General features: G+C 56.8%; 23 protein-coding genes. 13 read left to right on the top strand and 10 right to left on the bottom strand.

Annotation, left to right across the window (positions count from 1 at the left end; genetic code table 11):
* The first annotated feature begins 44 nt into the window (after positions 1-44).
* A complete protein-coding gene (locus tag ACRZ9U_RS03250) occupies positions 45-1,763 on the top strand; it encodes a bifunctional sulfate adenylyltransferase/adenylylsulfate kinase (RefSeq protein ID WP_170401822.1) in 1,719 nt (572 codons plus the stop codon).
* A 72-nt stretch (positions 1,764-1,835) separates the two neighbouring features.
* Here the strand turns inward: ACRZ9U_RS03250 and ACRZ9U_RS03245 are convergent, their stop codons facing one another.
* The 3 genes from ACRZ9U_RS03245 to ACRZ9U_RS03235 all read right to left on the bottom strand — a co-directional run bounded on the left by ACRZ9U_RS03245 (position 1,836) and on the right by ACRZ9U_RS03235 (position 3,441).
* The gene (locus ACRZ9U_RS03245) at positions 1,836-2,714 is read right to left on the bottom strand and encodes a PhzF family phenazine biosynthesis protein (RefSeq protein WP_170401825.1); all 879 of its coding nucleotides are present in this window, start codon (positions 2,712-2,714) and stop codon (positions 1,836-1,838) included.
* 83 nt (positions 2,715-2,797) lie between these two features.
* Positions 2,798-3,022, bottom strand: coding sequence for a DUF1150 family protein (locus ACRZ9U_RS03240; RefSeq protein ID WP_170392397.1), 225 nt, complete (start codon positions 3,020-3,022; stop codon positions 2,798-2,800).
* Positions 3,023-3,027: 5 nt separating this feature from the next.
* Positions 3,028-3,441, bottom strand: a complete 414-nt coding sequence (locus ACRZ9U_RS03235; protein WP_010441788.1) for an Hsp20 family protein — start codon at positions 3,439-3,441, stop codon at positions 3,028-3,030.
* 165 nt (positions 3,442-3,606) lie between these two features.
* On the opposite strand from ACRZ9U_RS03235, the gene ACRZ9U_RS03230 reads away from it, so the two are divergent.
* The 4 genes from ACRZ9U_RS03230 (at position 3,607) to ACRZ9U_RS03215 (ending at position 6,215) form a co-directional block, all read left to right on the top strand.
* Positions 3,607-3,831, top strand: coding sequence for a YdcH family protein (locus ACRZ9U_RS03230; RefSeq protein WP_010441787.1), 225 nt, complete (start codon positions 3,607-3,609; stop codon positions 3,829-3,831).
* Between the two features lie 76 nt (positions 3,832-3,907).
* Positions 3,908-4,393, top strand: a complete 486-nt coding sequence (gene purE, locus ACRZ9U_RS03225; protein WP_170401828.1) for a 5-(carboxyamino)imidazole ribonucleotide mutase — start codon at positions 3,908-3,910, stop codon at positions 4,391-4,393.
* A complete protein-coding gene (locus ACRZ9U_RS03220; protein WP_170401831.1) occupies positions 4,390-5,145 on the top strand; it encodes an NAD(P)-binding domain-containing protein in 756 nt (251 codons plus the stop codon). The genes purE and ACRZ9U_RS03220 overlap by 4 nt, the downstream gene beginning before the upstream one ends.
* A 2-nt stretch (positions 5,146-5,147) precedes the next feature.
* The gene (locus tag ACRZ9U_RS03215) at positions 5,148-6,215 is read left to right on the top strand and encodes a 5-(carboxyamino)imidazole ribonucleotide synthase (RefSeq protein WP_170401834.1); all 1,068 of its coding nucleotides are present in this window, start codon (positions 5,148-5,150) and stop codon (positions 6,213-6,215) included.
* A gap of 61 nt (positions 6,216-6,276) precedes the next feature.
* On the opposite strand, the gene ACRZ9U_RS03210 is transcribed toward ACRZ9U_RS03215, so the two are convergent.
* The 6 genes from ACRZ9U_RS03210 to ACRZ9U_RS03185 all read right to left on the bottom strand — a co-directional run bounded on the left by ACRZ9U_RS03210 (position 6,277) and on the right by ACRZ9U_RS03185 (position 12,097).
* Positions 6,277-7,428, bottom strand: coding sequence for an alpha-D-ribose 1-methylphosphonate 5-triphosphate diphosphatase (locus ACRZ9U_RS03210; protein WP_170401837.1), 1,152 nt, complete (start codon positions 7,426-7,428; stop codon positions 6,277-6,279).
* Positions 7,425-8,198: an alpha/beta fold hydrolase gene (locus tag ACRZ9U_RS03205; RefSeq protein WP_170401841.1), complete on the bottom strand. Its 774-nt coding sequence runs from the start codon at positions 8,196-8,198 to the stop codon at positions 7,425-7,427. Before ACRZ9U_RS03205 ends, ACRZ9U_RS03210 begins: the two co-directional genes overlap by 4 nt.
* Positions 8,199-8,236: 38 nt before the next feature.
* On the bottom strand, positions 8,237-9,079 hold the full coding sequence (locus ACRZ9U_RS03200; RefSeq protein ID WP_170401844.1) for a DMT family transporter: 843 nt from the start codon (positions 9,077-9,079) through the stop codon (positions 8,237-8,239).
* 182 nt (positions 9,080-9,261) lie between these two features.
* Complete coding sequence (groL, locus tag ACRZ9U_RS03195; protein ID WP_170392413.1) at positions 9,262-10,905, bottom strand: chaperonin GroEL; 1,644 nt, start codon at positions 10,903-10,905, stop codon at positions 9,262-9,264.
* Between the two features lie 55 nt (positions 10,906-10,960).
* Positions 10,961-11,248: a co-chaperone GroES gene (groES, locus tag ACRZ9U_RS03190; RefSeq protein ID WP_010441779.1), complete on the bottom strand. Its 288-nt coding sequence runs from the start codon at positions 11,246-11,248 to the stop codon at positions 10,961-10,963.
* Between the two features lie 174 nt (positions 11,249-11,422).
* Positions 11,423-12,097: a DUF2161 family putative PD-(D/E)XK-type phosphodiesterase gene (locus tag ACRZ9U_RS03185; RefSeq protein WP_170401847.1), complete on the bottom strand. Its 675-nt coding sequence runs from the start codon at positions 12,095-12,097 to the stop codon at positions 11,423-11,425.
* A 121-nt stretch (positions 12,098-12,218) separates the two neighbouring features.
* On the opposite strand from ACRZ9U_RS03185, the gene ACRZ9U_RS03180 reads away from it, so the two are divergent.
* The 7 genes from ACRZ9U_RS03180 (at position 12,219) to ACRZ9U_RS03150 (ending at position 18,332) form a co-directional block, all read left to right on the top strand.
* Positions 12,219-13,199 carry a TraB/GumN family protein gene (locus ACRZ9U_RS03180; protein ID WP_170401850.1) on the top strand — a complete coding sequence of 327 codons (981 nt, stop codon included), beginning with the start codon at positions 12,219-12,221 and terminating at the stop codon, positions 13,197-13,199.
* Between the two features lie 99 nt (positions 13,200-13,298).
* The gene (locus tag ACRZ9U_RS03175) at positions 13,299-14,219 is read left to right on the top strand and encodes a manganese-dependent inorganic pyrophosphatase (protein ID WP_170735587.1); all 921 of its coding nucleotides are present in this window, start codon (positions 13,299-13,301) and stop codon (positions 14,217-14,219) included.
* A 196-nt stretch (positions 14,220-14,415) separates the two neighbouring features.
* Positions 14,416-15,291 (top strand): TIGR01459 family HAD-type hydrolase, encoded by an 876-nt coding sequence (locus tag ACRZ9U_RS03170; RefSeq protein ID WP_170392423.1) that lies wholly within the window; start codon positions 14,416-14,418, stop codon positions 15,289-15,291.
* 100 nt (positions 15,292-15,391) lie between these two features.
* The gene (locus ACRZ9U_RS03165) at positions 15,392-15,835 is read left to right on the top strand and encodes a MaoC family dehydratase (RefSeq protein WP_074736482.1); all 444 of its coding nucleotides are present in this window, start codon (positions 15,392-15,394) and stop codon (positions 15,833-15,835) included.
* A gap of 60 nt (positions 15,836-15,895) precedes the next feature.
* Complete coding sequence (locus ACRZ9U_RS03160) at positions 15,896-16,828, top strand: bifunctional riboflavin kinase/FAD synthetase (protein ID WP_170392424.1); 933 nt, start codon at positions 15,896-15,898, stop codon at positions 16,826-16,828.
* Complete coding sequence (locus tag ACRZ9U_RS03155; protein WP_170512517.1) at positions 16,825-17,298, top strand: YcgN family cysteine cluster protein; 474 nt, start codon at positions 16,825-16,827, stop codon at positions 17,296-17,298. The genes ACRZ9U_RS03160 and ACRZ9U_RS03155 overlap by 4 nt, the downstream gene beginning before the upstream one ends.
* A complete protein-coding gene (locus tag ACRZ9U_RS03150) occupies positions 17,298-18,332 on the top strand; it encodes a threonine aldolase family protein (protein ID WP_170401858.1) in 1,035 nt (344 codons plus the stop codon). Before ACRZ9U_RS03155 ends, ACRZ9U_RS03150 begins: the two co-directional genes overlap by 1 nt.
* A 19-nt stretch (positions 18,333-18,351) precedes the next feature.
* Here ACRZ9U_RS03150 and ACRZ9U_RS03145 read toward each other — a convergent pair whose 3' ends face one another.
* The gene (locus ACRZ9U_RS03145) at positions 18,352-18,951 is read right to left on the bottom strand and encodes a 2-hydroxychromene-2-carboxylate isomerase (RefSeq protein WP_170401862.1); all 600 of its coding nucleotides are present in this window, start codon (positions 18,949-18,951) and stop codon (positions 18,352-18,354) included.
* Between the two features lie 108 nt (positions 18,952-19,059).
* On the opposite strand from ACRZ9U_RS03145, the gene ACRZ9U_RS03140 reads away from it, so the two are divergent.
* The gene (locus tag ACRZ9U_RS03140; RefSeq protein ID WP_170392433.1) at positions 19,060-20,079 is read left to right on the top strand and encodes a ribose-phosphate pyrophosphokinase; all 1,020 of its coding nucleotides are present in this window, start codon (positions 19,060-19,062) and stop codon (positions 20,077-20,079) included.
* The last annotated feature ends 9 nt before the right edge of the window (positions 20,080-20,088 follow it).

Raw genomic sequence — 20,088 nt, 5'->3', positions numbered from 1 at the left:
GCCCTTGAAACAAATGCCAACAGTAACGCAATAAGAGTTTTCCGATGACGATGTTAAGCAATCTGGCCCCAATCCCTGAATTGTATGTTTCCTATGAATCTGCACAAAAACTGAAGATCGAAGCATCTGATCTGACCAGCTGGAATCTTAAGCCCCGGCAGATTTGCGATTTGGAACTGCTTATGAACGGTGGGTTCAACCCGCTCAAAGGTTTCCTGAGCGAGGCAGACTATGACAACGTGGTCGAAAACATGCGCCTCGCCGACGGGACGCTGTGGCCAATGCCGATCACCCTGGATGTTGACGAAGATTTTGCCGCATCGATCGAGCTGGGCCAGGATATTGCCCTGCGCGATCAGGAAGGCGTGATCCTCGGCACCATGACCGTGACCGACCGCTGGACACCAGACAAGGCGCGTGAGGCGGAAAAGGTCTTTGGCGCTGATGATGATGCGCACCCGGCTGTGAATTACCTGCACAATGTAGCGGGCAAAGTTTATCTGGGCGGCCCGGTCACTGGCATCCAGCAGCCCGTGCATTACGATTTCAAAGCCCGCCGCGACACGCCGAACGAGCTGCGCGCCTATTTCCGCAAAGTGGGCTGGCGCCGGATCGTTGCGTTCCAGACCCGTAACCCTTTGCACCGTGCGCATCAGGAATTGACCTTCCGTGCCGCAAAAGAAGCACAGGCCAACTTGCTGATCCATCCCGTGGTTGGCATGACCAAACCGGGCGATGTGGATCATTTCACCCGCGTGCGTTGCTACGAAGCCGTGTTGGATAAATATCCGGCCTCGACTACGTCGATGTCGCTGCTGAACCTTGCGATGCGCATGGCTGGCCCGCGCGAGGCAGTCTGGCACGGTTTGATCCGCGCAAACCACGGCTGCACCCATTTCATCGTCGGTCGTGACCACGCAGGTCCAGGCAAAAACTCTGCCGGTGAGGATTTCTACGGCCCCTATGATGCGCAAGACTTGTTCCGAAAATATCAGGACGAGATCGGCGTCGAGATGGTCGATTTCAAACATATGGTCTACGTGCAGGAACGCGCGCAATACGAGCCGAATGACGAGATTCTGGACAAGGACAACGTCACGATCCTCAACATCTCGGGCACTGAACTGCGCCGCCGTCTGCGCGAAGGGCTGGAGATTCCGGAATGGTTTTCGTTCCCCGAAGTTGTTCAGGAACTGCGCAACCGCTTCCCGCCGCGCTCGCAACAGGGATTCACCGTGTTTTTCACCGGTTTTTCAGGCTCGGGCAAATCCACCATTGCCAACGCCTTGATGGTCAAGCTGATGGAGACCGGGGATCGTCCGGTTACCCTGCTGGACGGGGATATCGTGCGTAAGAACCTGTCTTCGGAACTGGGCTTTTCGAAGGAACATCGCGATCTGAACATCCGCCGCATCGGTTATGTCGCGTCTGAGATAACCAAGAACGGCGGTATTGCCATCTGTGCTCCTATCGCGCCTTACGCAACTACCCGTCGTGCTGTGCGTGAAGAGATCGAACAATTCGGTGCATTTTGCGAGGTGCATGTCGCGACCAGCATTGAAGAATGCGAGCGCCGAGACCGCAAGGGTCTGTACAAACTGGCACGTGAGGGCAAGATCAAAGAGTTCACGGGGATTTCCGACCCTTACGACGCCCCTGAAGACCCAGAGCTGCGCGTCGAGACCGAGAATGTCGAGGTTGACAACTGCGCACATCAGGTTCTGCTTAAGCTGGAAAGCATGGGGCTGATTGCAGCATCCTGATCACTTAAGACGAAAAAATACATCAAAGGCCCTCAGATTTCTGAGGGCCTTTTTCGCAGGTGCGGGTCTGGTTCAGTCGGGCAAATTCACCTGCCCGCGCATCAGGACATGGCCGCGCCCGGCAACTTTGATCCCCGTCATCGCATCCGAAGGTCCAACGCGTGTCACGGTCGCCTGACCGGGGCGGCCCATGTCATGGCCCTGTTCGGCGATGAATGTCTCTTTGTCCATCAGTCCTTGTTTCCAGAGATAGGCCGCCATCGCACCGGTGGCCGATCCGGTGAACGGGTCCTCGGGCGGGCTGGGGGGCGCCATCATCAGGCGCGAGAATGTGTCGCCCGTAGTCGTTGCGCCTTTCAGTGTTACAAGAAACGGTTCAGCCATGTCCGACCCCGAGAAACCGGCCTTTTCGGTAATATGACTGAGCAAAGCAACATCCAGCTTGGCAGCGCGCAGCGCCTCGTGATCGCGCAGGACCGTAATGCAAAAGGGCAGACCGGTTGAAACGAACTGCGGTGGAGAAATTACCAACTCTTCCGGCAGGCTGATGGCGGTGGCAACCAGATCTGCGGGCACATGATCGCCGAATCGCGGGGCGACCTGCGTCATTTCGATGTCATCACCATTTAGTTTGATCGATACAATCCCTGCTCCGGTCTCAAGCGTCAGAGCATCACCCTGAAACAACCCCCGTGATCGCATCGCTGCAACGGTTGCTATGGTCGGGTGCCCGGCAAATGGGATTTCCCGGCTGGCCAGGAAGTACCGGACCCGGATATCAGCGATATCGGATGGCCCGGTAAAAGTGCATTCAACCAGAGAAGTCTCGCGCACATATGCCATGCAAACCGCGTTCGACAGCCCTGCACCCCCATGCACAACTGCGCAGCCGTTGCCACCAAAGGCCTGATCGCTGAACGCATCCACCCAATCGAAATCATACCAGCTCATCGCGCACTCCTGCGTTTCAATCAGCGGCACGATCACCGCTTAGGCAGAAAATGTCACGTCAATTCGGCGGAATGTTTGGTGGCCTAGTGAACGGCCACCGGGGACAGGTCATGTTCGCGTGCCAGTACAAAGGCCAGCTTGCGGTCGGCAACCAGTGCCAATTGCTGCCCATCGGAATCGTGGACAGCATACAGCTGATCCAGATCGCCTGCCTGCTCTCGCAGATCCTGCGGAAGGTCTGCCACATCAACGGCCTTTACATAGACAATCCGATTGCCTTCGGCGTTGATCTCAATCGGTGTATTCATTGCTCTTACCCCTTCTTGATGTTGATTGTCTGAACCACGGTTTCAGGCACGGCGCGGGTCAGGTCCACATGCAGCAGACCGTTTTCCATGATCGCCTCGCCTACCTCGACCCCGTCAGCCAGCACAAACATGCGCTGGAATTGACGCGCCGCGATGCCACGGTGCAGGAATATGCGCCCCTCGCTGTCGTCGCGCTGACGGCCCCGGATCACCAACTGGCGATCCTCGATGGTAATCGACAGGTCCTCTTCCGCGAACCCGGCAACCGCCAAGGTGATGCGATAGGAAAAATCCGAGGTCTGCTCGATATTATAGGGCGGGTATCCTTCATTTCCGGCCTTTGCAGACCGTTCCAGAAGGCGTTCCAACTGCTCGAACCCCAAAAGATGCGGGTATGAGCCTAAGGTAAGTTTCGACACGTATTTTCGTCCTTCATTGTCAAAGCGACGTATTCTGCGGTCCCGATGTCGGCAACCGCGTGATATAGAATATGGGAAGATACAGGGATGTCCACAAGGTCTGGCCGGATAAACCCTGACACACTATCTTGTGTTAGAAGCACCACTTGAAACACTGAGTCGTCCATGAACGCACCCACCGATCTTTCGATGAAAACCGATGAAGTCCTGCGGGTGGAATTAGAGGTCTTTCGACGCCAGCACCGTGATTTGGACGAAGCGATCGAGGCCTTGCAGGCCAAGGGGACCTCGGACCAATTGACGATCAAGCGGCTAAAAAAGCAGAAACTGCGCCTGAAAGACATAATCCGTCTGATCGAAGACAGATTGACCCCCGATATCATCGCCTGAGACGCGCGTACCACATTGCCACATATGCGGATTTGGCTATAGTGCGCGCTCTTTCCGATGGCAGGGGCGTAAGCGGATGAGCGATGTGAAAGTAGGGATCATCATGGGCAGCCAATCGGACTGGCCTACGATGAAAGAGGCCGCCGATATTCTGGATGAGCTGGGCATCGCATATGAGGCGCGTATCGTCTCAGCCCACCGCACGCCGGACCGTCTTTGGGACTATGGCAAAACCGCCGTGTCGCGCGGCTTGCAGGTCATTATCGCGGGTGCGGGAGGTGCGGCGCATTTGCCGGGCATGATGGCGTCGAAAACCCGCGTGCCGGTAGTTGGCGTTCCGGTGCAGACCCGCGCGTTGTCGGGTGTGGATTCGCTCTATTCCATCGTGCAGATGCCCAAAGGTTTTCCGGTTGCGACCATGGCTATCGGTTCGGCCGGCGGGGCCAATGCGGGCCTGATGGCCGCGGGCATTCTGGCGCTGCAGGATTCTGCGCTTGCGGATCGGCTCGACGCCTGGCGTGAGGCCCTCTCTGCTTCGATCCCGGAAGAACCTCAGCAATGAGCCGTATCGGTTTCATCGGCACAGGCCACATCGCTGCGCCAATCGCGCGGCTGATGGCTGCTAAAGGTCATGATCTTTACGTCACCGAGCGCAATGCCCAAGTCTCCTCGGCTCTGCAGGCCGAGCTTGGGGTCCGAGTTGGCACTCCGCAAGGCGTGATTGATGCGTCCGAGATCGTGTTTCTCTGCCTGCGCCCCCATGTGGCCGAGGACGTTCTGGCCCCGCTAAGCTTTCGCGCAGATCAGCAAATCGTTTCAGTGATGGCCGCCGTCTCTGAGGAGCAGCTATCCTGCCTGTGCGCGCCGGCATCGGATTTTGTGCAAACGATTCCGCTGGGTTTCCTTCAGACAGGAGGTTGCCCATTGGCCGCTTACGGCAACGATCGCCTCTTGGCAGATTTGTTCGAGCCCGAAAATCCTGTGGTCAAGGTTGCCAATGAGGCCGCGTTGAACGCCCACTTCGCCATCTGCGCCATGGTGCCAGGTATCCTGGATCTTATGGCAACAGGCACCGACTGGTTGGCTGATCAGACCGGCGACAAAGACCGGGCCGAATTCTACACCACGCAGCTTGTGTCAGGGTTTCTGACATCAATGCACAAAGAGCATGCGGGCCAACTGGCAGCCGAGCGTGACGCGCTTGCGACCGAGGGCACACTGAGCCTTCAGATGACGGATATTTTGCAATCCGAGGGCGCGCATGATGCCTTGCGTGCTGCACTGAGTGCGATTGGCAAGAGATTGGAGACATGACGATGTCAGATATGCTTACGCCCGGTGCGACAATCGGGATATTGGGGGGCGGTCAGCTGGGCAGGATGCTCTCGATCGCGGCTGCACGGTTGGGGTTCAAGTCCCACATATTCGAGCCGGGCGCAAATCCTCCGGCCGGTCAAGTTGCAAATCAGGTGACGACCGCCGCCTATGATGACGCCGACGCATTGAAGGCCTTTGCGGAGTCGGTGGACGTGATCACCTACGAGTTTGAAAACATCCCCACCCAGGCGCTGGATCTGCTTGAGGCACACCGCCCCATTCACCCGGGTCGAGAGGCGTTGCGGGTCAGTCAGGACCGCTTGACCGAAAAGACATTTCTACAAGGCTTAGGCCTGCAAACCGCGCCCTTTGCAGACATCTCCGATTTGGACAGCTTGCGCGCCGCAATTGATGACATTGGCACCCCCGCCATCCTGAAAACCCGCCGCTTCGGCTATGACGGTAAAGGTCAGGCCCGGCTGCGCGTACCCGAAGATGCCGGGGCGGCACTGGCCGATATGGCGGGCGCGCCGTCCATACTGGAAGGGTTTGTGGACTTCAGCCACGAGGTTTCGGTCATCGCAGCACGCGGTCTGGACGGGCAAGTTGCCTGTTTCGATCCTGGAGAGAACGTCCATCGCGATGGTATCCTGCACACGACCACAATACCGGCACGCCTGTCTCCGGCGCAGCGGACAGATGCGGTATTGCTGGCCGCCAACATTCTCAACGCGCTGGATTATGTCGGCGTCATGGGTGTCGAATTGTTTGTGACGCCACAAGGATTGATCGTGAATGAAATCGCGCCGCGCGTTCATAACTCGGGTCACTGGACCCAGAACGGCTGCGCCGTGGATCAGTTTGAACAACATATTCGCGCCGTGGCCGGTTGGCCTTTGGGCGACGGTCAGCGCCACTCGGACGTCGTGATGGAGAATTTGATCGGGCATGACATGGACCGCGTACCCGAGCTTTCACGCGAACGGGACGTAGCACTGCATCTCTATGGCAAGGCCGAGGTCAAGGCCGGCCGCAAGATGGGGCATTTCAACCGGATTTCGCGATGAGGTGATCGCGCTTAAGCGCGATGCCTCCGGCGGAGGTATTTTTAGCCAGATGAAGCCGGGATCAGCTCAAGAAACGTGTTGCGATACTACCGGACATATAGCTGACACACCCGCCTGATAGTGTGGCGGCGACTTTGTGGGTTGTCGCATCGAGTATCACCAGATCAGCACGATATCCGGGCTGTAACGTTCCGCGATCCTTCAGGCCTAAAACCCGCGCGGGACCGGACGAGACAAGCGCCCAGGCGCTCGCAATATCCAGCAGGCCAGATTTTACCAACATCAGCGCAGCGCGGCGCGGGCTGGGGTAGTGGTAATCCGATGCCAATGCATCACACAAACCCATCGAGATCAGATCCACCGCGCTGGCATTTCCCTTATGTGAGCCGCCCCGCACAACATTGGGTGAGCCGAGGATGATGTGATCTCCGCCCGCCCGGGCACATTCGGCGGCTTCCAGCGTTTCCGGAAATTCCGAGATCATCACCCCGCGCTCGCGCCACTCAGCACGATCCTGCGGCGTTGTATCATCATGGCTGCCGAGCCGAATTCCTCGGTTCGCAAGGACAGTGCAAAGGCTGTCCAGTGCTGCTGGCACCTCGGCGCTGCGGTTGTGCATTGCCTTCAGCATCTCAAAATGCACTTCGGGATTCCGTCCCGCCTTCAGTGCCTGCCCCGTCAAGCGGGGTGGTTTTCGCCCCTCAGCCAGCCGGTCATGAGGTAGATGATCATTCAGAACCACATAAGGCACCTGCCAATCCGCGATACGTTCGGGCAGCCCGTCATAGTCGTCCAGCATATGGGTTTCGAAGCGCAGTTGAGGGATCAGTTGGGTTACAACATCATCCCGAACCGCAGCGATGGCGTCAAAAACCTGACCAGCAAACTCGGGCCCGCGCACGCCGCCTTCCCAACTGTGGAACTGCGCCAGAACAGCTGTGGTTATTCCATTCGCGGCCAGTTCCGCCTCGACCGATAAAATGCCCTCTGCCATCTGCTTCATGGCACCGCGCCGGGGCGCGATGTGACGTTCAAAACCGTCGCCATGCAAATCAATGATGCCAGGCAGGATGAGGTATCCTGACAAATCAATCTGCCGCCCTGCCCTATCGGATTGAATGGTACCTTCGGCGATCGTCAGTTCAGCACGCGACACCCCTTCGCCGGGCAACAGAACATTCGCGCCGGTCAATGTCAGTTCCAATGAGTTCATTGAGTGGGCTCCGAGTCCGGTTCCGAGCAATCTTCCCCAAGACAGATCTGGTCGATGATATCCATCACCCCGTCAAGCCAGGTGATTTGTGGATCGAACTGTCCGAATTCGATGAAATGCAGGGTCTGCGCCATGACCCGCGGGTTGTTCATCATGAACGTATGCGTTACCGGCAAGACGATGTGATCAGCCATACCCTCAACCTTTGTGGTCTCTATCGATACCTTGCCGTCATCTGGACCATCGATCAGAGACGAGAACAATGGGTTCAATGAGTTCTCGCCTGCAATCACCCCCAAATCGAACTCCACGGGCGGCAGGCGGCGTGGAATACCCTCTGGTCCGGTTCCCAACGCAAGCCCTGCAGGGCCATTCAGAAAGCCGAAAACCTCCCAGGCGCCAAGCTCGTCTACCAGTTGGCTGCCCTGATTAGGAGGTCCGAGCATGACAACGCGTCCCAGATTCTCGGGGTCGTTGTCCTGCAACCAATAGCGCAGCAGAATGCCCCCCATCGAATGCGCTACAACGTTAACCGTATCCTCCCCGCAGGCGGCGAACGCAGCTGGTAAAGTCTGGTTGGCGAGGTCTGGTATTGGTAGGTCTGTCGAAGGGTAACCTGGACGAACCACAGTGTAACCATGCGCATGAAAAAGCTGTTCCATGACGGTAAACGAGGCCTCTGTGCGCGCGAGGCCGTGCAGAAGGACCACGCATTTCGCATTGGCCACCGCAGGCATAAGGCACAAGAGGAGAACAGCAAGAAATTTCATACACGCCAGATAAGGCCTAACCCAGGCCGAGGGAACCCCTAGCCACGGTTCCGGCGCAGCACCGCCAGTGCGATGCCGCCGAGTACAAATCCGGCGCCGAGCAGAAGCCTTAGACTTGCCATCTCGGCTAACAGGATGACCCCGGCAGCAATTGCGATAACTGGAACGCTGAGTTGCACGATCGCGGCCACCGCCGGTGAAAGCTGTGGCACGACACGGTACCATAGCGCATAGCCGAGACCGGACGTGACGCCTCCGGAAAGCGCAGCCAGCCCATAGCCAAGCGGAGACATTTGCCAATTGCTTCCCAGCAGGAACAGGGCAAATCCCGTGACGGGCAACGCCATGATGAAATTTGCTGCAGTTCCCGACAATGCATCTGGTTCGGACCGGCCCGCGATGGAATATATGGCCCACCCGACCCCGGCAGCCGTCATTAAGCCGGCCCCTGTCGGGTCGACCTGAACCGTCCCAGCAGGCCAAAGAACAAACACCAGTCCACCAAGCGCAATACCGGCACCCAATATCTGTCTCAACGTGGGTGCAGAACCGGTCATAGCACCAATCGCAAACATGGTAATTTGCACAACCCCGAACAGGATCAGCGCACCAAGCCCGGCATCAAGCGTCAGATAAGCTACTGAAAACCCGATCATATAAAGCGACAGTGACCCGGCCCCAACAATACGTCGACGATTAAAAACAGGGATCGAGCTACCCCGAAGCGCCACCAATACCGTTAAAACCAAGGCACCAGCCAAAACCCGGATGATGGCAAATCCCGCCGGATCACTTGCGCCACTGTCGATAGCAAGGCGGTTCAGGATCGAATTCGCAGCGAAGGCGCACATGGTTAAAGCGGTCAGAAGAAACAGTCGCATATCAACCGCATAGCCGTTTCAAAGGGATTTGCACACTACATTCCCGATTGCCAAACCAATCCCGATCCTCCTCGGATCAGAACGTTCTGTCGCCGATGGTACGAAGGCACAACGGTGTTCCGAACAAAAAAACGGGGCCGCCCAAAGGCGACCCCATAAATAAGCACTAAGGCTTAAGCAGCTTACATCATGCCGCCCATGCCGCCCATGTCGGGCATGCCGCCGGCAGGTGCCGCGCCTTCTTTGGCGGGCTTATCGGCAACCATTGCTTCGGTGGTGACCAGCAGGCCCGCAACCGATGCCGCATCTTCCAGAGCGGTACGGACAACTTTGGCCGGGTCGATCACACCGAACGAGAACATGTCGCCATATTCTTCGGTCTGAGCGTTGAAGCCGAATGCTGCGTCGTCGCTTTCGCGAACTTTGCCAGCAACAACCGCACCGTCGACACCAGCGTTCTCGGCGATCTGGCGCAGAGGCGCTTCGATTGCCTTACGAACGATGTTGATACCTGCGTTCTGGTCAGCGTTTGCACCTTCCAGAGTTTCCAGTGCTTTACCGGCCTGAACCAGAGCAACACCACCGCCCACAACAACGCCTTCCTGAACGGCAGCGCGGGTTGCGTTCAGAGCATCGTCCACACGGTCCTTACGCTCTTTCACTTCAACTTCGGTCATGCCGCCAACGCGGATAACGGCAACACCGCCTGCCAGTTTGGCAACGCGCTCTTGCAGCTTCTCACGGTCGTAATCCGACGAGGTTTCTTCGATCTGAGTGCGGATCTGAGCAACACGTGCTTCGATCTCGGCTTTCTCGCCAGCACCGTCCACGATGGTGGTTTCGTCTTTGGTGATTTCGATTTTCTTGGCGGTGCCCAGCATGTCCATGGTGACAGACTCGAGCTTCATGCCCAGATCTTCCGAGATCACCTGACCGCCGGTCAGGATCGCGATGTCCTGCAGCATGGCTTTGCGGCGGTCGCCGAAGCCCGGTGCTTTGACAGCAGCAATTTTCAGGCCGCCGCGCAGTTTGTTGACCACGAGGGTCGCCAGCGCTTCGCCTTCAACGTCTTCCGCGATGATCAGCAGCGGCTTCTGCGACTGGATCACCTGCTCGAGCAGCGGAACCATCGGCTGCAGCGAGGACAGTTTCTTTTCGTGCAGCAGGATCATGCAGTCGTCGAGTTCTGCGATCATCTTGTCTGCGTTGGTGACGAAGTAAGGCGACAGGTAGCCACGGTCGAACTGCATACCTTCGACAACATCGGTCTCGGTTTCCAGACCTTTGTTTTCTTCGACGGTGATAACGCCTTCGTTGCCAACCTTCTGCATCGCGTCTGCGATCTGCTGGCCGATTTCGGCTTCGCCGTTGGCCGAGATGGTGCCAACCTGAGCAACTTCTGCCGAGTCTTTGACTTCACGCGAAGCGTCTTTGATGCCTTCGACAACCTTGGCAGTTGCCAGGTCGATGCCGCGCTTCAGGTCCATCGGGTTCAGGCCAGCAGCAACCTGCTTCAGACCTTCGCGAACGATGGCTTGGGCTAGAACGGTTGCGGTGGTGGTGCCGTCGCCGGCTTCGTCATTGGTGCGGCTGGCGACTTCTTTCACCATCTGCGCGCCCATGTTTTCGAACTTGTCTTCCAGTTCGATTTCCTTGGCAACCGAAACACCGTCTTTGGTGATGCGCGGCGCGCCAAAGGATTTGTCCAGAACCACGTTGCGGCCTTTCGGGCCCAGGGTCACTTTAACAGCATCGGCCAGAACATTTACACCGGCCAGCATGCGGTTACGGGCATCGGTGTCAAACTTGACGTCCTTTGCAGACATGTTGTCTCTCCTTGAGAATATCTGTTGAAATGAAGATCAGAGAAAGCGGGTGCGCTTACTCGATGATCCCCATGATGTCGCTTTCTTTCATCATCAGCAGCTCTTCGCCGTTGACCTGAACCTCGGTGCCCGACCATTTGCCGAACAGGATCTTGTCGCCAGCTTTTACAGCCATCGCGATCAGTTCGCCGCTGTCCTTGCGCGCGCCTTCGCCGGTTGCAACGACTTCGCCTTCGCTGGGCTTTTCTTTTGCGCTGTCGGGAATGATCAGTCCGCCTGCGGTTTTCTCTTCGCTTTCTACGCGACGAACCAGCACACGGTCATGAAGCGGTTTCAATGCCATCTTTGCAGCTCCTTGGGCTCAAAGTTTGTTATCCTCCCCTCGCCGACTGACGAGGCGTTAGCACTCGGGTCTCATGAGTGATAACGACGCATAGCTAGGGAGTTGCAGGAAGCGAGTCAACAATATGTGAAAGATTTTTTTGCCTGGCGCGATAAGCAGGCAAGAACAAGGCACCTAGTCTGGCTGATCCCAGCTGTACGCCCAGTGTTTCAGACCTTCTTGCCCTGCCTCAGACAGCGCGTAGACGCCCTTTTCCACTTTTTCGAACCAGCCGTAATGATTGTCGTACATCAAACGTGTCGCCGCACTTACGCCAGTGGCCTTTGCGACATCGGCCCCCTTGCCCGCTCCGTTCTCTGCCAGATGGGCCGCGCATTTTAGCGCATCTTGCCGATAGGCCGTTACGATCCCATGACGCGTGGCACCGCCCGCATTGGGATCGCCCTGCAACCTTTCAAACTCGCGCAGCAATCGCTTAGCCCTGACCTTATCCTTGCGCGGCGCATAGGGGCCGGGATCGCATTGAACCTCGACCGCTCCATCAGAGCGCACGGTGATCAGGCCCAATCCCAGGCGGCGGCACAGCGCCAGATTATCCTTCAACGCCCGTCTCGCTACCCGGCCTTTTGGTTTACAGACCCCAATATAGACCTGATCGGTTATTTTCAGTCGTGTGATGGCTTGGTGAAACAGCGCGAGACTGAAGCGCAGCTTGAGTTCCACGATCACCGGCTCCTGCCCATCCCGCAGAGCAACAATATCGGCGGCGCCAACCTCACCTTTCACGGTATATCCCTGACGTTCCAACAAGGCTTTGATGGGTGGATAGAGATCCTGCTCGAGCTTCATAACGCTATGCTATGTAGTTTCGCGCGGATTGCCAGCCACGGTTTGAAGACAAACTACATTGCAACTTACAAGAAGGCAGGAGTACGTCTTGGTCATATTCGCCATTTCCGGAAGGTTCCATATGCGCTTGCTCAGCTTTTGTCTCGGCCTTTTGCTTCCGATTACCGCCCATGCGGCCTGCGAAGGGAGAGATCTTAGGCTTGACCTGTCGGCCGAAAGTCAAGCTGATCTCGAGAAGACAATCAGTGACATTCCGTTTCCGGAGGGCAACCACTGGATCGCGACAAAAGACGGGACCGTCTTGCACCTGATCGGCACCCTCCACACCAGCGACCCCCGCATGGCACCCGTGGTCGAGCGCTTGGAGCCAGCTCTGAGTCAGGCCGACGCGTTTTTCTTCGAGGTCACGCAGGACGAAATGGACGCGTTCGAAAAAGATCTGGCCGATGATTTCAGCCCGGTCCTGATTACGTCCGGCCCCACTTTGATTGACCTGATGTCGGAAGAAGATTGGACAGCGCTGTCCGCGACTCTGGCCGAGCGTGGCATTCCCGCCTGGATGGCCGCCAAGATGCGCCCTTGGTTTCTAAGCATGATGTTGGGCATTCCGCCTTGCCTGATGAATACCCCAGACTTTGATCGCGGCATGGACACGCGCCTGACGGAACTGGCCGAACAACACGGGATACCCCAGTATTCGCTAGAGCGGATCGAGGATCTGATCGCCATGTTCGACAGCCATCCTCTGGAGGAACAAGTGGCGTCACTGACCAGGCTGGCCGGGGCGCTGCAGGCCGGGGACGACCAAATGATCACCATGGCGAACGCCTATATCGAAGAGCAGCACGCCGCGATCATTGAGCTTGCGAAAATTCAGGGACTTGAAGCTTCAGGGATGACACCAGAAGAGTTTAACGCCGAATGGAAAGGGTTCGAGGATCAGCTTCTGGTGCAACGCAACGCCAACTGGATGGAAAAGATTCTGGACCTGAAGGATCAGACCGCGGTGATCGCTGTCGGGGCCGGACATCTGAGCAACGACTACGGCTTACTGAACCAGCTACATCAAGCCGGATATACACTGGAACGCGCTGAATTCTAGGTTTTCAGACCAAGGGTCGCAGCAAGTTTGCTTCCGGGTGACAACCGTGTTTGACCACCCTATAAGGCGCGCAAATCCATATTCTTCAGGACACGAGACATGACAACGCTAGTTTTTGGCCACAAATCTCCCGACACCGATTCCACCGGCTCTCCAATCCTGTGGTCGTGGTATCTGAACGAAGTGAAAGGTGAACAGGCACAGCCCGTTTTGCTAGGCGAACCCAACACCGAAGCCGCCTTTATGCTTGAGCGTTGGGACCTGCTCAAGCCGCAAATCATCGAGGACGTGGCCGAGGATGCACCGGTTGTCATCGTCGACACCAACAATCCGGCCGAGCTGCCCGCCAGCATCAACAGCGCCGATATCCGCGCCATAATCGACCACCACAAACTGGTTGGCGGGCTTGAAACCAAAGGCCCCATCGACATCACTGTGCGCCCGCTGGCCTGCACGGCAACCATCATGGTCGACCTGATGGGTGACGACGCCGCCAAGATGCCCGACGCGATCAAAGGTGCCGCGCTGACCTGCATCCTGTCGGACACACTGGAATTCCGCTCACCCACAACCACCGCGCACGACCGCGCCGTGGCTGAGAAACTGGCGGCTGAACTTGGTCTGGATGTCTCGGCCTACGCCGCCGACATGTTTGCAGCAAAATCGGATGTATCGTCATTCTCGGACGCCGAACTGATCCGCATGGACAGCAAAGAATACGAAGTCGACGGCACCAAGTTCCGGGTCTCGGTTCTGGAAACCACTGCCCCCGGTGTCGTGCTGGATCGCAAGGACAGCATCGTAAGCTCGATGGCTGATGTGGCCAAGGAAGACGGCGTTGATCAGGTGTTGCTGTTCGTGGTCGATATTTTGAACGAAGAAGCGACGCTATTGGTTCCAAATGATCTGGTGAAAAGCGTCGCTGAGAAGAGCTTTGGCGCAACCGTGGACGGTGACGCGGTTGTGTTGCCCGGCGTGATGAGCCGGAAAAAGCAGATCATTCCGAACCTCAAGGTTTGAATTTAGATCATCAAAGGCGCCCGAAACCGGGCGCTTTTTTTTGCGAGGCTCTGCCTCGTGCTCCGAGATATTTTTGGCCAGATGAACAAGGGGGGTTGATTTCGGCCGCTCCGCCTTGGGCTGCACCTCTGGCCAATTGCGCCACGCTCTGCCATAGGCTTTGACATCTCGCATTCCCTGCTGCACGAGGCGCGCCATGACCCAGATCGTTTCTTCACTCGCTGAAATCTCTGACCGCTACAAAGCGCTGTTTGTTGATTTGTGGGGTTGCGTTCATAATGGGATAACTGCCTACCCAGAGGCCGTCGCGGCACTGCAAGCTTATCGTCAACGTGGTGGCACGGTGGTTCTTGTAACCAATTCCCCCAAGCCTCGGGCCGGGGTTGCCGAGCAGCTTTTACATTTCAATGTGCCGGCAGATTCCTATGACACGATTGCAACCAGCGGTGATTCGGCGCGTTCAGCGATGTTTCGCGGGGCGATTGGCGAAAAAGTCTACTTCATGGGGGAATGGCAGCGGGATGCCGGTTTTTTTGAACCCCTGAAACTGCTGGATCATCCGATCCACATTGAACGCGTTCCGCTGGACGCGGCCGAAGGCATCGTGTGTTGCGGCCCGTTCGACCCGATGGCGGACCCAGATGTGAACCGGCCCGACTTTCTTTATGCCAAGCAGAAAGGGATGAAACTGCTCTGCGCAAATCCGGACATCGTGGTGGACCGAGGCGAAACGCGCGAATGGTGCGCAGGTGCTTTGGCCCGACTTTATACCGAGATGGGTGGTGAAAGCCTATATTTCGGTAAGCCACACCCGCCGATCTACGATCTGGCCCGGCGCAGGTTGCAGGCGATTGGGGTTGATGTGTCGGATTCTGAAATACTTGCCATAGGGGACGGGCCGCAAACAGATATCGCTGGAGGCATGGGGGAAGGCATTGATACCCTCTTCATCACCGGCGGTTTGGCAGCCGCAGAAACCAAAACATCACATCATCCAGACGAAGACGCGTTGAAAGCTCATAACGAGAAGGAACAGATCAATCCAACCTATTCGATTGGTCGCCTGAGATAGCAAAAAAGACTTGATTTTCTGCAACTGCGAAGTAATAAAGTTGCCGACGAGCGGCAGATGATGGTCTTTTGTTGCTCTTTCGATCTCGAATGAGGGCAGCATGTTGGACAACCTTCCGCGCGGAACGATTTGCATCGAAGACATCGAAATGGGCATGTCACGGCACTTGCGCAAAGTCGTGACCGATGAAGATATCGAGATGTTCGCTCAAGTATCGACCGACCGGAATCCGGTTCATCTGGATGATGACTATGCCCGCGATACGATTTTCGAAGGGCGCATTGCGCATGGCATGCTGACCGCCGGCCTGATCTCTGCCGTGATCGGAGAGCAGCTGCCCGGACATGGAACCGTGTACATGGGACAATCGCTTAAATTTCTGGCGCCGGTGCGTCCGGGCGACATGGTTTATGCCGAGGTCAAGGTGATCGATATCGATTTTGCCAAACGTCGGGTGAAACTGGATTGCCACTGCGCAGTTGACGGAAAGAAAGTGTTGGTGGGTGAGGCCATGGTGCTGGCTCCGAGCCGCAAGTTCGACTGATAATCCACCTTAACCGAACTGCGGCTTGAACCTGACGGGCAGTCCCGCTAGGCAAGCCGCATGCATATCATCCGGGACTTCCAGTTTGTTGAACCAGAAGACCGAGGCGCAAGTGTCGCCATCGGGAACTTTGACGGTGTTCATCTTGGCCATCAATCCGTCATCGAGTTGGCGCGCAATGCTGAATTGAACGCGCCGCTGGGGGTCATGACATTTGAGCCGCATCCACGAGAGTATTTTTCCCCAGAGGCACCGCCCTTTCGTCTGATGCGCGGCAATGCACGCGCGCACCGGCTGGAAAAACTCGGCGTGCAGAAGCTTTATGAACTGCCTTTTAATTCAACGCTCGCGGGTATGACGCCCGAAGCTTTTGCGAGAAATGTCATATGCGATGGTCTGGGGCTTTCTCATGTTGTCGTGGGTGCCGATTTTTGTTTTGGCAAAGGGCGCAGCGGTAACCCTCAGGACCTGGTTCGCTTTGGCGAAGAGATGGGGTTCGGTGTGACAATCGCGCCCCTGTTGGAGCGCACCGAGAATGTGGTTTCGTCGACTGCGATCCGGACAGCTCTGTCAGAGGGGCGCCCGCGCGATGCGGCAACAATGCTGGGGCACTGGCACCGGATCGAGGGTGAGGTCGTCGGAGGCGAGCAACGCGGACGAGAGTTGGGGTACCCGACAGCCAATATGTCGATCGAAGGACTACACCCTCCGAGATTCGGCGTTTATGCAGTTTTGGTCGACGTCCTGGATGGCCCGCATCAGGGCAGCTATCACGGGGCGGCATCGGTCGGGACCCGGCCCATGTTCCAAGGCGAGGTTCCTAACATCGAGACATTTCTGTTCAATTTCTCAGGTGATCTTTACGGTGCCACGCTGTCCGTTGGTCTGGTCGACTATCTGCGGCCCGAAATGACATTCGACGGCCTTGACGGGTTGATCTCGCAGATGGATGCCGATTGCGCGCGCGCGAGAGAGATACTGGCCAGTACATGACTACGGATCCAATCGATCGAGCTGGCCTCGCGCCCCGATTCTGGGAACGCAAGCCGCTGCGCAAGATGAACCAGCGTGAGTGGGAGGCCCTGTGTGATGGTTGCGGCAAATGCTGTCTTAACAAGCTGGAAGACGAAGATACGGGCGAGGTCGCATTGACCTGTGTTGCCTGTCGCCTGCTGGATGACGAAACTTGCCGGTGCACCCAATATGATATCCGCCACCAATTCGTGCCCGAATGCATCGTCATGACACCCGATAACATCGACAACCATGCCTATTGGCTGCCCCAGACTTGCGCCTATCGACTGCTCTGGGAAGGCAAACCGCTTTACGACTGGCACCCTTTGCTATCAGGTACGCCTGAAAGCGTTCACACCGCCGGAGTCTCCGTGCAGCGGCGAACCGTATCTGAATTCGAAACGCCCATGGAAGAGTGGGAAGACTACATCATCGAGGAGCCGAATTAATGCATTTTGCCTCTGATAATTCCGGGCCTGTTCATCCCGAAGTTCTGGCCGCATTGGCCGAAGCCAATCAGGGCTATCAGATGGCTTATGGCGCCGACACCTTGATGAACGAAGTGCGCGACCAAATCCGCGGCATTTTCGAAGCACCGGGTGCGGCAGTTTATCTGGTCGCTACGGGAACGGCAGCGAATTCACTGGCGTTGGCAACGCTGAGCAAGCCGTGGGAAACCGTGTTCTGTTCACCCGTTGCTCATATCCATGAGGATGAGTGCAATGCCCCCGAATTCTACACCGGCGCGAAACTGACTCTGGTGCCGGGTGGCGACAAGATGACCCCCGAAGCATTGACCAAGTCCATTGAGGGGGAAGAAACCCGCGGCGTGCATGGTCCGCAGCGCGGGCCTGTCTCGATCACTCAGGTGACCGAGCGTGGCTCGGTTTACTCGCTTGCCGAACTTCAAGCCTTGTGTGGCGTTGCCAAGAAGTATGGGTTGCCGGTGCATATGGATGGTGCACGCTTCACTAACGCTCTGGTCGCTTTGAATTGCTCACCGGCAGAGATGACGTGGAAATCTGGTGTTGACGCAGTCAGCTTTGGCGGCACCAAAAACGGGCTGATGGGTGTCGAGGCCGTAATCTTCTTCGACGAAAGCAAAGCTTGGGAGTTCGAGCTGCGGCGCAAGCGCGGGGCGCACCTGTTTTCCAAGCACCGTTATCTGTCGGCCCAGATGGCTGCTTATCTGCAGGATGACCTGTGGCTGAAATCAGCTCGCAAAGCGAATGCCAATTGCGCGCGATTGGCGGGTGGTCTGCGGGCAGTCGGGGCAGAATTCCTGCATGAACCCCAGGCAAACATGATTTTCGCAAGCTTTCCTCGCAGCCAACACAAGCGCCTGCACGAGGCCGGCGCCGTTTATCACCTGTGGGGCGATACGTTGGACGGTGTCGACGAAGACGAGATGCTGGCCTGCCGCCTTGTCTGTGACTGGTCCATCGAAACCGACCAGATCGATCGGTTTCTGAACCTCTTGTAGCCGTGCCTCCCTGCCCCGGCTATTTCATCTCAGCCAGATGCTTGTCCAGATCATCAAGACGGTCCTGTCCCCAGAACCTCTGATCGTCCGGTGTGATGTAGAAAGGTGCCCCGAAAACACCCCGGTCCACGGCTTCTTCCAGATTTGCGGCGTAGGTTTCCGCACCTACCAACAGGCCACTATCAGCTAGATTTGGACTAAATCCTGCCTGTTCCAAGCAATCCCGGATCACGCCATCATCAGAGATGTCCTTTTCTTCTGCCCAGCAGGCACGCAAGAAGGAATGGCAAAGTTTACCCACATCACCTGATCCATCCTGTACTGCTGCGATCACAGCGTAAGAGGACGGTGCCATGTTCGTCGGCCAGTGCGCAGGCTGCAGGTTCAACGGCATATCCAGATTACGCGCTTGGCGCACTAATTCCTGCCCGCGGTATTCGATGCGAGATATATGTCGGTCTTTTGGTGGCGTTCCACCTGTCCGGCCGAACAGGGCAACAATATCCAATGGTTTATAGTTGATCGTCGCACCGTGTTTTGCCGCGATCTCTTCAAGGCGCATTCCCGCCAGATAGGAATAGGGCGAGAGTGTCGCAAAAAAGTAGTCAATCTGGGCCATGTTCACTTTCTCCGCTGCGTTATCTTTGCGGGACGGTAGACCCATGCTAAGCGGTGTCAACATCACGAATCTGTCACATTGCCACTGCTGCCCGGGGAAAATCAGCCGATGCCGACACTTCACGAACCCAAGCTTATCGCTGGGAACGCCAATCTTCCGCTTGCCGAAACCATTGCACGTCGCATGAGCCTGCATCGCGGCGTTGACCAGGGGCTGGTCGATGCACGGGTCGAACGGTTCAACGACGGAGAGATTTTCGTCGAGGTTTTCGAGAATGTGCGCGGTGAGGATATGTTTATCGTTCAACCAACCTCGAACCCCGCCAATGACAATCTGATGGAGCTGCTGATCATCGCAGATGCCCTGCGCCGTTCATCCGCAGCCAGGATCACCGCTGTCATTCCGTATTTCGGGTACGCCCGTCAGGACCGCCGCACCAAGGCGCGCACACCAATCAGCGCCAAGCTGGTGGCAAACATGCTGACTGGTGCGGGTATCGAACGGATTCTAACCATGGATCTGCACGCAGCCCAGATTCAGGGCTTTTTCGACATGCCGGTGGACAACCTTTATGCCTCTCCGATCTTTGCCCTGGATGTGAAGAAACAATTCAAGGATCAGATGGACGACCTGATGGTGGTCTCGCCGGATGTCGGCGGTGTTGCACGTGCCCGTGAATTGGCCAAACGCATCAATGCGCCCCTTTCGATCGTTGACAAACGCCGCGAAAAGGCAGGCGAAGTGGCCGAGATGACTGTCATTGGTGACGTGAAAGACAAAATCTGCCTGATTGTCGATGACATTTGCGATACCGCTGGCACTCTGTGCAAAGCTGCCCAGGTGCTGATGGATAACGGCGCCAAGGAAGTACACTCTTACATCACCCACGGTGTCATGAGTGGACCGGCGGTTGAACGTGTGACCAATTCGGTGATGAAATCTCTGGTCCTATCGGACACGATCCAGCCTACGGCTGAGATCAACAAGGCCGCCAATATCCGCATCGTGCCCACCGCGCCGATCTTTACGCAGGCGATCCTGAACATTTGGAATGGCACCAGCGTGTCATCTTTGTTCGAAGACAAGACACTGACGCCGATCTACGAGTCACTTTATCATATGGATTGATCGAAAAAA

This window comes from Ruegeria sp. D7, from assembly GCF_056534355.1.
Note: the sequence above shows the minus strand (reverse complement) of the source record. Positions and strands in the feature narration are given on the sequence as shown.

Excerpts from the sequence above, each read along its gene's own strand:
- ACRZ9U_RS03250 (WP_170401822.1), top strand. The coding sequence starts at position 45 with ATGACGATGTTAAGCAATCTGGCCCCAATCCCTGAATTGTATGTTTCC.
- ACRZ9U_RS03245 (WP_170401825.1), bottom strand. The coding sequence starts at position 2,714 with ATGAGCTGGTATGATTTCGATTGGGTGGATGCGTTCAGCGATCAGGCC.
- ACRZ9U_RS03240 (WP_170392397.1), bottom strand. The coding sequence starts at position 3,022 with ATGAATACACCGATTGAGATCAACGCCGAAGGCAATCGGATTGTCTAT.
- ACRZ9U_RS03230 (WP_010441787.1), top strand. The coding sequence starts at position 3,607 with ATGAACGCACCCACCGATCTTTCGATGAAAACCGATGAAGTCCTGCGG.
- purE (WP_170401828.1), top strand. The coding sequence starts at position 3,908 with ATGAGCGATGTGAAAGTAGGGATCATCATGGGCAGCCAATCGGACTGG.
- ACRZ9U_RS03220 (WP_170401831.1), top strand. The coding sequence starts at position 4,390 with ATGAGCCGTATCGGTTTCATCGGCACAGGCCACATCGCTGCGCCAATC.
- ACRZ9U_RS03215 (WP_170401834.1), top strand. The coding sequence starts at position 5,148 with ATGTCAGATATGCTTACGCCCGGTGCGACAATCGGGATATTGGGGGGC.
- ACRZ9U_RS03210 (WP_170401837.1), bottom strand. The coding sequence starts at position 7,428 with ATGAACTCATTGGAACTGACATTGACCGGCGCGAATGTTCTGTTGCCC.
- ACRZ9U_RS03205 (WP_170401841.1), bottom strand. The coding sequence starts at position 8,198 with ATGAAATTTCTTGCTGTTCTCCTCTTGTGCCTTATGCCTGCGGTGGCC.
- ACRZ9U_RS03200 (WP_170401844.1), bottom strand. The coding sequence starts at position 9,079 with ATGCGACTGTTTCTTCTGACCGCTTTAACCATGTGCGCCTTCGCTGCG.
- groL (WP_170392413.1), bottom strand. The coding sequence starts at position 10,905 with ATGTCTGCAAAGGACGTCAAGTTTGACACCGATGCCCGTAACCGCATG.
- groES (WP_010441779.1), bottom strand. The coding sequence starts at position 11,248 with ATGGCATTGAAACCGCTTCATGACCGTGTGCTGGTTCGTCGCGTAGAA.
- ACRZ9U_RS03185 (WP_170401847.1), bottom strand. The coding sequence starts at position 12,097 with ATGAAGCTCGAGCAGGATCTCTATCCACCCATCAAAGCCTTGTTGGAA.
- ACRZ9U_RS03180 (WP_170401850.1), top strand. The coding sequence starts at position 12,219 with ATGCGCTTGCTCAGCTTTTGTCTCGGCCTTTTGCTTCCGATTACCGCC.
- ACRZ9U_RS03175 (WP_170735587.1), top strand. The coding sequence starts at position 13,299 with ATGACAACGCTAGTTTTTGGCCACAAATCTCCCGACACCGATTCCACC.
- ACRZ9U_RS03170 (WP_170392423.1), top strand. The coding sequence starts at position 14,416 with ATGACCCAGATCGTTTCTTCACTCGCTGAAATCTCTGACCGCTACAAA.
- ACRZ9U_RS03165 (WP_074736482.1), top strand. The coding sequence starts at position 15,392 with ATGTTGGACAACCTTCCGCGCGGAACGATTTGCATCGAAGACATCGAA.
- ACRZ9U_RS03160 (WP_170392424.1), top strand. The coding sequence starts at position 15,896 with ATGCATATCATCCGGGACTTCCAGTTTGTTGAACCAGAAGACCGAGGC.
- ACRZ9U_RS03155 (WP_170512517.1), top strand. The coding sequence starts at position 16,825 with ATGACTACGGATCCAATCGATCGAGCTGGCCTCGCGCCCCGATTCTGG.
- ACRZ9U_RS03150 (WP_170401858.1), top strand. The coding sequence starts at position 17,298 with ATGCATTTTGCCTCTGATAATTCCGGGCCTGTTCATCCCGAAGTTCTG.
- ACRZ9U_RS03145 (WP_170401862.1), bottom strand. The coding sequence starts at position 18,951 with ATGGCCCAGATTGACTACTTTTTTGCGACACTCTCGCCCTATTCCTAT.
- ACRZ9U_RS03140 (WP_170392433.1), top strand. The coding sequence starts at position 19,060 with ATGCCGACACTTCACGAACCCAAGCTTATCGCTGGGAACGCCAATCTT.